The sequence below is a fragment of the Streptomyces sp. HD genome, from assembly GCF_028369295.1.
In the GTDB taxonomy this organism is placed as follows: Bacteria; Actinomycetota; Actinomycetes; order Streptomycetales; family Streptomycetaceae; genus Streptomyces.
The window spans coordinates 25175-37911 of the sequence record NZ_JAQMYP010000076.1 but is presented as its reverse complement, the minus strand read 5'-3'; the positions used below and the strand labels follow the sequence as shown (position 1 = coordinate 37911).

Here is a 12737-nt window from a genome sequence, read left to right as displayed (position 1 = left end):
CGACCGACGAGGGCGCCTACGTCACCCCGCTGGTGCGCAAGCTCGCCGCCGAGAACGGCGTCGACCTGGCCTCCGTCAAGGGCACCGGCGTCGGCGGCCGTATCCGCAAGCAGGACGTCGTCGCCGCCGCCGAGGCCGCGAAGGCCGCCGCGGCTGCTCCGGCCCCGGCCGCCGCCGCTGTGACTGCCGGGGGCCATGCCGCCGCCAAGAAGGCGCCGGCCCTGGAGGTCTCTCCCCTCCGCGGCCAGACCGTCAAGATGCCGCGCATCCGCAAGGTCATCGGCGACAACATGGTCAAGGCGCTGCACGAGCAGGCCCAGCTGTCCTCGGTGGTCGAGGTCGACGTGACCCGCCTGATGCGCCTGCGCACGCAGGCCAAGGACTCGTTCGCCGCGCGCGAGGGCGTCAAGCTCTCCCCGATGCCGTTCTTCGTGAAGGCGGCGGCCCAGGCGCTGAAGGCCCACCCGGTCATCAACGCCAAGATCAACGAGGCCGAGGGCACGATCACCTACTTCGACACCGAGAACGTCGGTATCGCGGTGGACTCGGAGAAGGGCCTGATGACCCCGGTCATCAAGGGTGCGGGCGACCTGAACATCGCCGGCATCGCCAAGGCCACGGCCGACCTGGCCGGCAAGGTCCGCGCCAACAAGATCACGCCCGACGAGCTGTCCGGCGCGACCTTCACCATCTCCAACACCGGTTCGCGCGGCGCGCTCTTCGACACGATCATCGTGCCGCCGGGCCAGGTCGCGATCCTCGGCATCGGCGCCACGGTCAAGCGTCCGGCCGTCATCGAGACGGAGGAGGGCACGGTCATCGGCGTCCGCGACATGACCTACCTGACCCTCTCCTACGACCACCGCCTGGTCGACGGCGCCGACGCGGCCCGTTACCTGACGGCCATCAAGGCGATCCTGGAGGCGGGCGAGTTCGAGGTCGAGCTCGGCCTGTAAGCCACCTGGGCTTCCAGCCCGTACGGCGCCCCGCCCGGACCTGATCCGAGCGGGGCGCCACTCTTTGCCACGGGCACCTGCAAGCCCCCTCAGGGGCGCGGGGAACTGCGCGACCAGCCACGAACCACCCGCAGCCGCCCGACAACACCACGCACCGAGCTCCTGGGCGCTCCGCCACCCGACGCCGTGTAAGTCTCATCTCACCTGCGCAAAAGCACCCCCAAGCACCACCCCAGCGGAGCGCACCGGCCTTATTGTCTAAACGTCAACGCGCCCTAAGGAGCCCTCATGACCGCCCCCGTCATCCACTCGCTGCGCGAACAGATCCGCGAGCACATCCTGGAGGGGATCATCAGCGGTCGCTGGCAGCCGGGCGAGCGCATCGTGGAGCGCCGTATCGCCACGGAGCTGGAGGTCAGCCAGACCCCCGTACGAGAGGCGCTGCGCGAGCTGGAGTCCCTGCGCCTGATCGAGTCCGCGCCCAACAAGGGCGTACGCGTACGGAACCTCACGGCCGCCGACCTGGAGGAGAGCTACCCGGTCCGGGCCGGCCTGGAGGCCATCGCCGCGGAACTCGCCGCCGACCGTCTCGCGGAGGACTGCTCCGCCCTGGAGCCCCACGTCACCGCCCTGTACGACGCCGACCGCAACGCCGACGGCACGGGCCAGGTGCGGCACACCGTCGGCTTCCACCGCGAGCTGGTGCGGGCCGCCGGCAACTCCGTACTGCTGCACACCTGGGAGGGCCTCGGCATCGAGGTCTTCACGGCCCTGTCGATCCGTTGGCTGGGAACCGTGCAGCAGTCTTACGCCGAGGAGCACGAGGAGCTGGTCCAGGCGTTCCGCAGGCGGGACCCGAGGATCGCGGAGCTGGTGAAGGCGCACGTGCTGGGCTGCGCGCCGCGGGCCTGAAACAGTCGAGCATCCCCGCGCTCACCTGCGGAAACCCTTCGAAAACGCGGCACCCGGTGCCACCCCCAAAGGCACCGCATGCCGACTTTCTCGCAATCGAGAAGTTTTGCCCCTGAACCCTTTGATCGATCATCGATCAGCGGGTTATTGTCGCCGACGGGCCACGCGGCAGCAGCCGCATGGTGTCACCGCACCGAGGCCCTCCGCCCTGTCCTGCCAAAGACAAAGGGCACCCCCGAACCCTTGCCGATGAGGGAACCCCCTTCGACTGAGGAAGGCGGCGACATGACCGACCCCAACGCCATCCAGCCGAGCGCGCTCGACCAGCTCCCCGACCGTGATCCGGAGGAGACCGCCGAATGGCAGGCCTCACTGGACGCGGTCGCCAAGGCGGCCGGTCCGCACCGCGCCGCATACCTGATGCGCCGCACGCTGGAGCGGGCCGAGGGCACGGGCATCGCGCTGCCCAAGCTCCTTGAGACCGACTACGTCAACACCATCCCGACCTCCGCCGAGCCGTCCGTGCCCGGTGACGAGGCGATGGAGTCCCGTATCACCGCGTGGAACCGCTGGAACGCGGCCGCGATGGTGACCCGGGGCAGCAAACACGGCGTCGGCGGCCACATCGCCACCTTCGCCTCCGCGGCCTGGCTCTACGAGACCGGCTTCAACCACTTCTTCCAGGGCAAGGAAGCCGACGGCTCGGGCGACCAGCTCTACATCCAGGGCCACGCCTCCCCCGGCATCTACGCCCGCGCCTTCCTCGACGGCCGGCTGAACGAGGACCACCTCGACAACTTCCGTCAGGAGTCCGGCGGCAACGGCCTGCCGTCCTACCCGCACCCCCGCCGTCTGCCCTGGCTGTGGGAGTTCCCGACGGTGTCCATGGGTCTCGGCCCGCTGTCGGCGATCTACCAGGCCCGCTTCAACCGCTATCTGACGGCGCGCGGCATCAAGGACGTCTCGAACTCCCACGTCTGGGCGTTCCTCGGCGACGGCGAGATGGACGAGCCGGAGTCCACGGCGGCACTCGCCCTGGCCTCCCGCGAGGGCCTGGACAACCTGACCTTCGTCATCAACTGCAACCTGCAGCGCCTCGACGGCCCGGTCCGCGCGAACTTCAAGATCGTGCAGGAGCTGGAGGCCCAGTTCCGCGGCGCGGGGTGGAACGTCGTCAAGACCCTCTGGGGTACGGCCTGGGACGAGCTGTTCCAGCTCGACACCACGGGCGCGCTGGTACGCCGCCTGCGCGAGGTACCCGACGCCCAGGTGCAGACGTACCAGACGCGCGACGCCGCCTACATCCGCCAGGACTTCTTCGGCACGGACCCGGCGCTCGTCGAGATGGCGAAGCTGCTGAGCGACGACAAGATCCTGGAGTGCTTCCACCTCTCCCGCGGAGGTCACGAGGCACGCAAGGTGTACGCCGCCTACAAGGCCGCCGTCGAGTTCAAGGGCGCGCCGACCGTGATCCTGGCCCAGACGGTCAAGGGCTTCACCCTCGGCGAGGGCTTCGCGTCGAAGAACGCCAACCACCAGATGAAGAAGCTGACGGTGGACGAGTTCAAGGCGATGCGTGACCTGCTGGAGCTGCCGATCAAGGACAGCGACTTCGTCGACGGGGTCGTCCCCTACGGCCACCCCGGCGCCGACTCCCCCGAGGTCCGCTACCTCCAGGAGCGCCGCGCGGCCCTCGGCGGCCCGGCCCCGGCCCGCCGTGTGCACCCGGTGGCCCCGCTGCCGGCCCCGGCCGAGAAGGCGTTCGCGTCCTTCGACAAGGGCTCCGGCTCCCAGAACGTGGCCACCACCATGGCCTTCGTCCGCCTGATCAAGGACCTGGTCCGCGACAAGGAGACGGGCAAGCGCTGGGTGCCGATCGTGCCGGACGAGGCGCGCACCTTCGGTATGGAGAGCCTGTTCCCGTCGCTGGGCATCTACTCGCCCAAGGGGCAGACGTACGAGCCCGTCGACCGCGACCAGCTCATGTACTACAAGGAGGCCAAGAACGGCCAGATCCTCAACGAGGGGATCACCGAGGCCGGTTCGATGGCCGACTTCATCGCCGCGTCCACCGCGTACTCCACGCACGGCGAAGCGATGATCCCGTTCTACATCTTCTACTCGATGTTCGGCTGGCAGCGCACGGCCGACCAGATGTGGCAGCTCGGCGACCAGCTCGGCCGCGGCTTCCTCATCGGCGCCACGGCGGGCCGTACGACGCTGACGGGCGAGGGCCTGCAGCACGCCGACGGTCACTCGCCGGTGATCGCGGCGACGAACCCCGCCGCGCTGACGTACGACCCGGCGTTCGCCTACGAGGTGGCGACGATCGTCAAGGACGGCCTGCGCCGCATGTACGGCGAGGCGGCCCCGGGCGAGGACCCGAACGTCTTCTACTACCTCACCGTCTACAACGAGCCGCTCCCGCAGCCCGCCAAGCCGTCCGGCCTCGGCATCGACGAGGGCATCGTCAAGGGCCTGTACCGCTTCAACACGGCGGAGTCGGCGGGCGTGACCGTGGCGGCGGCCAACGCCCCGCGCATCCAGCTGCTCGGCTCCGGCACGGCGATCCACTGGACGCTTCAGGCGCAGCAGCTGCTCGCCGAGGAGTGGGGTGTCGCGGCCGACGTCTGGTCGGCGACGTCCTGGACGGAGCTGCGCCGGGACGCCCTGGAGGCGGACGCGGCACTGCTGCGGGGCGAGGAGCGTGTCCCGTACGTCCGTCAGGCGCTGCAGGGCGCGGAGGGCCCGGTGCTCGCCGTCTCCGACTACATGCGCCAGGTCCCCGACCAGATCGCGCAGTGGGTCGAGCAGGACTACTCCTCCCTCGGCGCCGACGGCTTCGGTCTGTCGGACACCCGCGAGGCCGCCCGCCGCCACTTCGGCATCGACGCCCACTCGATCGTCGTCGCGGCGCTGGCCCAGCTCGCGAAGCGGGGCGAGGTCAAGGCGACGGCGGTGAAGGAAGCCCGGGAGAAGTACGGGCTGTAACACCTGACGCTCGGTGAAGGGGTACGGCGGCTGCCGTACCCCTTCGTTGTCAGTGGGCCCCGGCATGATGGCCGTATGCGTGCCGCCCGCCTGATCAAGATGGTGCTGTTGCTCCAGTCCCGGCCCTCCATGACCGCCGCCGAGCTGGCGAGCGAGCTGGAGGTCTCCGAGCGGACCGTCACCCGGGACGCGCAGGCGCTGTCGGAGGCCGGGGTTCCGGTGTACGCCGATCGTGGCCGGGCCGGCGGGTACCGGCTCATCGGCGGGTACCGGACCCGGCTGACGGGGCTCGGGCGGAGCGAGGCCGAGGCGCTGTTCCTGAGCGGTGTCCCGGGGGCGCTGCGGGAGATGGGGCTGGAGGACGCCGCCTCCGCGGCCCGGCTGAAGGTGTCGGCGGCCCTGATGCCCTCCGTGCGTGACGCGTCCCGTACGGCTGCCCAGCGGTTCCATCTCGACGCGCCGAACTGGTTCAAGGAGCCGAAGACCCCCGAGCTGCTGCCCGCCGTCGCCGACGCGGTGTGGGACGACCGGCGGATCGTCGCCCGCTACCGGCGTGGGGAGGGGGAGCAGCAGCGGGACGTGGTGCGGGAGTTGGAGCCGTACGGGCTCGTGCTGAAGGCGGGGGTCTGGTATCTGTGCGCCCGCGTGGCGGAACAAGGGGTGGACCGGGGGGCGGACCAGGGTCACAGAGGTCACGAGGGTCACAGCGGGTACAGGGTGTACCGGATCGACCGGTTCACCGCCGTCGAGCCCGGTGAGGAGCGGTTCGAGCGGGACGAGGAGTTCGATCTGCCCGCCTTCTGGGACGAGCGGGCCGAGCAGTTCGCACGGTCCATCCTGCGGGACGAGGTCGTGGTGCGGGTGTCCCCCGGCGGGGTGCGCCGGTTGCCGTACGCCGTCGATCCGCAGTCCGCGCGAGAGGCACTGGAGGCGGCCGGTGACCCCGACGGGGACGGGTGGGTGACGCTGACCCTCCCCGTGGAGTCCGAGGAGGTCGCCCACACCCAGCTCGCCTCACTCGGGCCGGAGGTGGAGGTGCTGGCACCGGAGGCGCTGAGGGCCCGTTTCGCGAGCGATGCGATACGGCTGGCGGGGCTGTACGGCTCGTGACGCGTAGGCATATGCCTCCAGAGGTCCGGCCCCTATAACAATCCGCCGCACTCCACGTGCGCCCCACCCGTCCAGGGCCGATGCTTGACCCGTGATGGACGAGACGGAGTTCTGGGAGATGATCGACGGCACGCGGGAGGCCGCCGAGGGTGACCCCGAGGAGCAGGCCGACCTGCTGGTGGACCGACTCCTGACGCTGGACCCGGAGATGATCCTGGACTTCGCCCGTCACTTCGAGGCCCGCTACAACCGCGCGTACACCTGGGACCTCTGGGCCGCCGCCTGGGTCCTGCTCGACGGGGCCAGCGACGACGCGTTCGACTTCTTCCGGTGCTGGCTGATCGGCCAGGGCCGCGAGGTGTACGAGGGCGGGGTGCACGACCCCGACTCGCTCGCCGACCTGCTGGACGACTTCGACGAGGAGTTCGACGGCGACGGCGAGGAACTGGGTTACGCGGCCGACGAGGCGTACGAACAGCTCACCGGCGCCGTCGCCCCCGACCTCGGCATCCCGTCCGCGCCCCCCGAGCCGGCGGGCAGGCCGGTCGACTTCGAGAACGCGCAGGCGCTGGCGGAGCGGTTGCCCAGGCTGTGGGAGCGGTTCAAGGACTGAGCCCAGGCACCGGGCGCACAGAACCCGCACCGAACCTCAGGCCGCGGCCCGCCTGCGGCCGGCGCCGGGCTCCGACGGGATGTACGCCTGCGTCTGTTCGGCCTTCACCGCGTGGTACATCGGGGCCTTGTTGGCCTGGTCGAGCGCGGACGCGGTGACGGCGGCCGGCCCCAGGACGACGGTCGCGACGGCGCAGACGACGGTCCAGAACCGCGTGCTGCCCCTGCCGTTGTTGTCAGTGCTCATGATCCCCACCTCCGGTCAGTGCGTGTCCATGACGATAGGAAGGCTGTCTCGGGGTGGTCCTTGAGTCGGCTACGAGAAACCTGTGAGCTGCTTTCCCCCGGTGACCGACGTCACCAGGCAGTCCGGAAGGTTCACCCCCCGTCTCTTGACCGGTTCGGTGATCTCCGGCTTAGTGTGGCCGCCCCGACCAGGAGCACCCAGCCCATGACCAGCCTGTTCGTGCGGGAGATACCGCGCGCGGAACATCTCGCCCATCTGCGGCTGAATCCCGACGCGAGCCATCTCCAGATCCCCGAGTGGGGCGATGTGAAGCCCGACTGGCTGCCGGAGAGTGTCGGCTGGTTCGACGGCGAGACGATGATCGCGACGGCGCTGGTCCTCTACCGCCCGCTGCCCGGGACCCGGCGCTATCTCGCCTACCTCCCCGACGGCCCCGGGATCGACTGGCGTGCGCCGCGGCTGGAGCGGTGGCTGGACCCGCTCGTCGCCCACCTGAAGCGGATCGGGGCGTTCTCGGTCCGGATCGGCCCGCCGCTCGTCGTACGGCACTGGGACGCGGCCACCGTGGCGGCGGGCATCGACGACCCCGACGTACGTCATCTGCACGATCTGCCGCCGGCCGGCATCGACGGGTACGCGCTCGATGTCGCGGAGCGGCTGCGGCGGCTCGGTTGGCGGCAGTGCGACGAGGACGACGGCAGCGGATTCGGCCTCGGTCAGCCGCGTTACGGCTGTGAGATCCCGCTGGCGGGACGCTCGATGGACGATCTGCGCGGCGCGCTCGCCCCGCACTGGGAACAGTCGTTGCGTACGGCCGAGGCGGCGGGCGTCCGGACGGCCTGGGGCTCGGCCGCCGACCTGCCCGAGTTCCACCGCCTCTACACCGCGACCGCCGCCCACGACGGCTTCAAGGCCCGCCCGCTGGACTACTTCCGGCGCATGTGGCAGGCCCTGAACGCCGAGGACGACGACCGGCTGCGGGTCTATGTCGCCGAGTACGACGGCGAGGTGCTCTCGGCCGCCCTCATGATCAACGTCGGCTCCCGGGTCTGGCACTCGTACGCCGCGTCCGGCCGCCGGGGCCGTCAACTACGCCCCAGCAGCGCCCTGTTGTGGCGAATGCTGTGCGACGCGCGGGCGTCCGGCGCCGAGACATACGACCTGCGCTCCATCACCCCCTCCCTCACCGAGGACCGTCTGCTCGGCCGACTCCGCTTCAAGACGGGGACGGGCGGCCGAGCGGTGGAGTACCTCGGGGAGTGGGAACTGCCGGTGGGGAGCCAGGGGAAGGTGCTGCAGCGGGCGTTGGGGGTTTATCTGGGACGGAGGTGAGGGGCGTGGCGGGAGGATTGAGGGGCTTGGCCGGGGGCGTCAGGGCATGGCGGCGGGCGCGTGAGGGTCTGGCCGGGCGCGTGAGGGCTTGGCCGGGGCGTGAGGGCGTGGCGACGGGCGCGTGAGGGCGTGGCCTGGGCGTCAGGGCATGGCGGCGGGCGCGTGAGGGCGTGACCCGGGCGTCAGGGCATGGCGGCGGGCGCGTGAGGGCGTGACCCGGGCATGAGGGCCTGACCAGGGCGTGAGGGCATGGGGTCGTTCCCGCCGTTCCCTGGAGCCGTGCCGCGATCTGCCGGATCTCGGGGAGACGGGCGGTAAGGGGGGAAGCGTGGGGGCGGATGGGTCATGGGGCCCTGCCCTGCAGCCGTGCCGCGATCTGCCGGATCTCCGGGAGGCGGGCGGTGAGGGGGGAAGCGTGGGGGCGGATGGGTCATGGGGCCCTGCCCTGCAGCCGTGCCGCGATCTGCCGGATCTCGGGGAGGCGGGCGGTGAGGGCGGCGCCGGGGCAGCTGGTCATGTAGCCGGTGTTGTGGCCGGCCAGGGCGGGGAGCGTGGCGGTGGTGCCGGAGGCGTAGCGGCTGAGGCTGTTGCTGGAGGTCAGGCGGACCCTGGCGCGCGGGTCGGTGTCGGAGAGCCCCAGCTTCCAGGCGGCCAGCGCGGCGATCGCCTCGGTCATCGCCTTCGGCACGTCGGCACCGGCCGTGAAGGTACCGAGGGCGGCGATGCCGGTGGTGCGGTGGTTGAAGCCCTGGGTGTGAGCGCCGGTGACGGGACGTTCGATGCCGCCCGCACGGCCCTCGTAGATGGTGCCGCAGCGGTCGACGAGGAAGTTGTAGCCGATGTCGTCCCAGTCGCGTGAGCCGGTCTGACCGGCGTACAGGTACCGGATGATGCGGGGCGCGTCGGCACAGTCGTACCCGTTGGGCGAGTCGGTGTGATGGACGAAGACGGCGACGACCTTGTCGTCGTAACGCGGCGGCGGCTGACCATGCCGGGTGTCGTCATCCAGCCAGGCCGTGCGCGGCACGATCTCCGGTCGGGGCGCCTGGTGAGAGGCAACAGGCCGCGCCGCGACCTCCCGCCCGGCCGCCGTGACCGTACGGTCGACCCCACGCGCGCACAACAACAACGCGAGGACGGCGGCGAGCCCGGGGAGACAGGCGAACAGCAGGAGGAGCGGGGCGGGGATGGGGCGGCCGGCATGGGAGTGGGGGCGAAGAGAGCGGGGGCGCAGGCGGAGAGGGAGCGGGCGTCTGGTGGTGCGGGGGTGTGAGGCGGCGGGGCGGGCCTGGGGGGTGGTGTGGAGACGCCGACCCACGCGAGGCTGCGGGCCGGTGTGGAGACGCCGACCAGTGCGGGGGTGCTGACCCATGCGGGACTGCGGGCCGGTGCGGAGGCGCCTGCCAGCGCGGGACTCCAGGTCGGCACGGAGGTACCAACCCACCCAAGGCCGCAAGCCAGCACGGAAGTGCCGACCCACCCGAGGCTGCGGGCCGGTGCGGAAGTGCCGGCCAGCGCGGGACTCCAGGCCGGTGCGGAGGCGCCAACCCACGCGGGACTGCGGGCCAGCACGGAAGTGCCGACCCACCCGAGGCTGCGGGCCGGCATGGAGACGCCGGCCGATGCGGGAACGGGCACCGGCTCGGGACGGCCGACTGGTGGGTGAGTGCAGCACGGTTCGGAAGCGCTGGCCGGCGGGCGATTGTCGCAGGGGGCGGGGTGACTGGCCGGTGAGCGACTGGGGCATCCTCCGAAAGCGCCGTTCAGCAGCGGATTGCAACACAGTTCGTGACGGCCGCACGGCTCGAAGCCGCCGCCGGATTCGGAGTTGCCGTCGGACACGCGACTGCCGCCCAGCCCTCGACCGCGGCCCGGCCTGAACCTGCCGCACAGTTGGCGGCTGCTGCGGGGGACGCCCCTGCCGCGCAGTACCGGGCGTTGCCGCGGCCCCCCGATCTGGTGCGTCCGCATCCTCTCCGACAACGGGCTGTTCTCGCTCGACCCGCTCACCCGCCACCCCCTCCACACGCCCCACTCCGGGCCCGTGGACACCGTCCTGCACCCGCTCGCCACCCGGTGCCTGCGCATCCCCCTCGGCATCCAGCGTCTGCGCCTCCCCCTCGCCACCCGGCGTCTGCGCCTCCCCCTCGGCATCCGCCGTCTGCGCCTCCACACCCGCCGGGTCCTCACCTCGCGCGTCGCCAAACCCCCGCGCCCCCTCCCCCGCCACATCCACGCCCGGCCGACGAGCCACCGGCCCCACCGACTCCACGCCCGACCACCGCACAACCGGCCCCACCACCGGCTCCGCCCCCGGCCGACGCACAACCGGCCCCACCGGCTCCGCCCCCGACCGACGCACAACCGGCCCCACCGGCCCCACCGGCCCCACGCCAGACCGACGCGCGGCCTCCCCCACCGGTCCCGTCGCCTCCACCCCCGGCGCCCGTGCGTCCTCCCCCACCCACCCCACGCCAGACGCCCCGGAACCCCCGCCCTCGTCCGGCGCGACCGCCCATATCCGCGCAGCCCAAGGTATTCGTACGGCACGTGGTCTTCGTCGCCCCCGTGTTCTCCGGAAGACCCGTCGGGTGACCCGTCGGAAGACACGCATGGACCTACTGTCCGACGAATCCGCTCCGCCCGCGATGTGTGGTGTGCCACCCGATGGAACCATCGTCCCGGTCCAGGGCGTTTCTCCAGGTGCACGCAGCGTGGCCGGTTCCTGGCGGCACGCGTGTGTGTGCTGATCAACAAGCGCCTTCCGCGCGTACTAAGGGGTCCGAGAGAAAGGCGGCTCCGTGGACCTGCTCGACATCCTGCTGTTGCTGGTGATCCTGGCCTACGCGGCATCCGGCTACCGTCGCGGACTGGTCGCCGGCTGCGTCTCGCTCGCCGGTTTCGTGGGCGGCGCGGTGATCGGCGTATGGATCCTGCCGTGGATGATGGACCTGGTCACGCCGGGTACGACCCAGGCGACCGTGACCGCGGTGCTCACGGTGCTGGTCCCGGCGGTCGCGGTGCACGAGCTGGCGGGGCGGCTGGCACTGCGGCTGCGCAGGGAGCTGGACCGGGGCCCGCTCAGGGTGGCCGACGGCGTCGGCGGGGCCGTGGCCAACTCGGTGGCCGTACTGATCGTCTCCTGGGTCGCGGCCAGCGTCCTGGCCGCGTCCTCCTCACCGCTGCTCACCTCCGCCATCCGGGACTCCCGCCTGCTGGGCACCGTCCAGGGCGCCATGCCGGACACGACCCCCGCCTGGTTCTCACGGGCCACCTCCGCCCTCACCGAGGCCGGCTTCCCGCAGGTCTTCAACCCGTTCGAGAACGAGTCGACGGCCGAGGTAGCCAAGCCCACCGGCGACAGCGTCACGGCCGCCGCGACGAACGCCGCCAAGCTCAGTACCGTCAAGATCGAGGGCACCGCGGGCAACCAGGGCCGCGAGGGCAGCGGCTTCGTCTACGCCCCGCGACACGTGATGACCAACGCCCACGTGGTGGCCGGCATCGACGAGCCCGGCGTCCGGATCGGCGGCGTCGGGCGGTCGTACGAGTCCCGGGTGGTGCTCTTCGACCCGAACCGCGACGTCGCCGTGCTGTACGTCCCCGAACTGCGCGCCCCCGTCCTGCGGTTCGACGACACCGCCACCCGCGGCGACTCGGCGGTCGTGGCGGGCTATCCCGAGGACGGCGACCTGAACCTCCAGGCGGCGACCGTCGCCAACCGCGTGCGGGCCACCGGACAGAACATCTACAACGACCGGACCGTCACCCGCGAGATCTACTCGATCCGCTCCACCGTCCGCCCCGGCAACTCCGGCGGTCCGCTGCTGACCACCGGCGGCAAGGTGTTCGGTGTCGTCTTCGCCCGCTCCACCTCCGACGACGAGACCGGCTACGTCCTGACGGCCGCCGAGGTGGCCGCCGACGCGAAGCGCGCGGCGAGCGCGACCGCGCCCGTGGACACGGGGGATCTCGTCACGTCCTGACGTCGCCTCCCGGGACGAGCGGTCAGAGCCTGCGCCCCATGATCACGTCGTCCACGTACTCCCCGCCCAGAAAGAACTCCTCCGGCAGCACCCCCTCCACCACGAACCCCTCCGCCTCGTACAGCTTGCGAGCCGGCGTGTTGTGCCCGAGGACGCGCAGGGTGAGTCGGCGTGCGCCCCTGCGGCGGGACTCCTCCACGGCCGCCCGGATCAGCGTCCGCCCGACGCCACGCCCCCGCGCCTCGTCGGCGACGGCGAGCCCCTGGATCTGCCGTACATGCGCGTTGCACGCGAGCGAGGTCGGAAAGCCCAGCCGGACGTAACCGACGATGCGACGGTCCAGTTCGGCGACCAGATGGTCACCGGGGGCGTGACGCTCGTCGAAGAACGGCGGATAGGGCGGCCGCGGCTGCGGATGGACCGCGTGCAGCGGCGACCACGTACGACGGTCGAGAAGCGACAGCTCCTCCTCGTCGTCCGGCAGGGCGATACGTATGTTCGGCGACGGCGACTGGTGAGGCTGCGGCATGAGCGCCACCCTAAGACCCGGTAGCAGGATCCCGAACCTGGGTTTTATGTGGTCAGAGGCAG

The 12737-nt window shown here is 71.4% G+C and carries 10 protein-coding genes; 7 read left to right on the top strand and 3 right to left on the bottom strand.

Translation table 11 applies throughout. The features are described 5' to 3' along the window. From sucB to POF73_RS42090, 5 genes are all read left to right on the top strand, one after another. The coding region (gene sucB, locus POF73_RS42110) for a 2-oxoglutarate dehydrogenase, E2 component, dihydrolipoamide succinyltransferase (RefSeq protein WP_272124703.1) at positions 1-956 on the top strand (956 nt) is incomplete at its 5' end. A gap of 288 nt (positions 957-1244) precedes the next feature. Beyond that, positions 1245-1868: a GntR family transcriptional regulator gene (locus POF73_RS42105; RefSeq protein ID WP_272124702.1), complete on the top strand. Its 624-nt coding sequence runs from the start codon at positions 1245-1247 to the stop codon at positions 1866-1868. Positions 1869-2153: 285 nt separating this feature from the next. After that, positions 2154-4859, top strand: coding sequence for a pyruvate dehydrogenase (acetyl-transferring), homodimeric type (gene aceE / locus POF73_RS42100; protein ID WP_272124701.1), 2706 nt, complete (start codon positions 2154-2156; stop codon positions 4857-4859). Between the two features lie 75 nt (positions 4860-4934). Then, positions 4935-5969: a helix-turn-helix transcriptional regulator gene (locus tag POF73_RS42095; RefSeq protein WP_272124700.1), complete on the top strand. Its 1035-nt coding sequence runs from the start codon at positions 4935-4937 to the stop codon at positions 5967-5969. 94 nt (positions 5970-6063) lie between these two features. After that, positions 6064-6582: a DUF4240 domain-containing protein gene (locus POF73_RS42090; RefSeq protein ID WP_272124706.1), complete on the top strand. Its 519-nt coding sequence runs from the start codon at positions 6064-6066 to the stop codon at positions 6580-6582. A gap of 36 nt (positions 6583-6618) precedes the next feature. On the opposite strand, the gene POF73_RS42085 is transcribed toward POF73_RS42090, so the two are convergent. After that, entirely contained in the window at positions 6619-6828 is a 210-nt protein-coding gene (locus POF73_RS42085) for a hypothetical protein (RefSeq protein ID WP_272124699.1), read from the bottom strand. A 204-nt stretch (positions 6829-7032) separates the two neighbouring features. On the opposite strand from POF73_RS42085, the gene POF73_RS42080 reads away from it, so the two are divergent. Further along, positions 7033-8160 (top strand): lipid II:glycine glycyltransferase FemX, encoded by a 1128-nt coding sequence (locus tag POF73_RS42080; RefSeq protein WP_272124698.1) that lies wholly within the window; start codon positions 7033-7035, stop codon positions 8158-8160. A 430-nt stretch (positions 8161-8590) separates the two neighbouring features. On the opposite strand, the gene POF73_RS42075 is transcribed toward POF73_RS42080, so the two are convergent. After that, positions 8591-9331: a peptidoglycan recognition protein family protein gene (locus tag POF73_RS42075; protein WP_272124705.1), complete on the bottom strand. Its 741-nt coding sequence runs from the start codon at positions 9329-9331 to the stop codon at positions 8591-8593. 1630 nt (positions 9332-10961) lie between these two features. On the opposite strand from POF73_RS42075, the gene POF73_RS42070 reads away from it, so the two are divergent. Beyond that, a complete protein-coding gene (locus POF73_RS42070; protein ID WP_272124697.1) occupies positions 10962-12146 on the top strand; it encodes a MarP family serine protease in 1185 nt (394 codons plus the stop codon). Between the two features lie 22 nt (positions 12147-12168). Here POF73_RS42070 and POF73_RS42065 read toward each other — a convergent pair whose 3' ends face one another. Further along, positions 12169-12675 (bottom strand): GNAT family N-acetyltransferase, encoded by a 507-nt coding sequence (locus POF73_RS42065; protein WP_272124696.1) that lies wholly within the window; start codon positions 12673-12675, stop codon positions 12169-12171. Between the last annotated feature and the right edge of the window lie 62 nt (positions 12676-12737).

Excerpts from the sequence above, each read along its gene's own strand:
- POF73_RS42105 (WP_272124702.1), top strand. The coding sequence starts at position 1,245 with ATGACCGCCCCCGTCATCCACTCGCTGCGCGAACAGATCCGCGAGCAC.
- aceE (WP_272124701.1), top strand. The coding sequence starts at position 2,154 with ATGACCGACCCCAACGCCATCCAGCCGAGCGCGCTCGACCAGCTCCCC.
- POF73_RS42095 (WP_272124700.1), top strand. The coding sequence starts at position 4,935 with ATGCGTGCCGCCCGCCTGATCAAGATGGTGCTGTTGCTCCAGTCCCGG.
- POF73_RS42090 (WP_272124706.1), top strand. The coding sequence starts at position 6,064 with ATGGACGAGACGGAGTTCTGGGAGATGATCGACGGCACGCGGGAGGCC.
- POF73_RS42085 (WP_272124699.1), bottom strand. The coding sequence starts at position 6,828 with ATGAGCACTGACAACAACGGCAGGGGCAGCACGCGGTTCTGGACCGTC.
- POF73_RS42080 (WP_272124698.1), top strand. The coding sequence starts at position 7,033 with ATGACCAGCCTGTTCGTGCGGGAGATACCGCGCGCGGAACATCTCGCC.
- POF73_RS42065 (WP_272124696.1), bottom strand. The coding sequence starts at position 12,675 with ATGCCGCAGCCTCACCAGTCGCCGTCGCCGAACATACGTATCGCCCTG.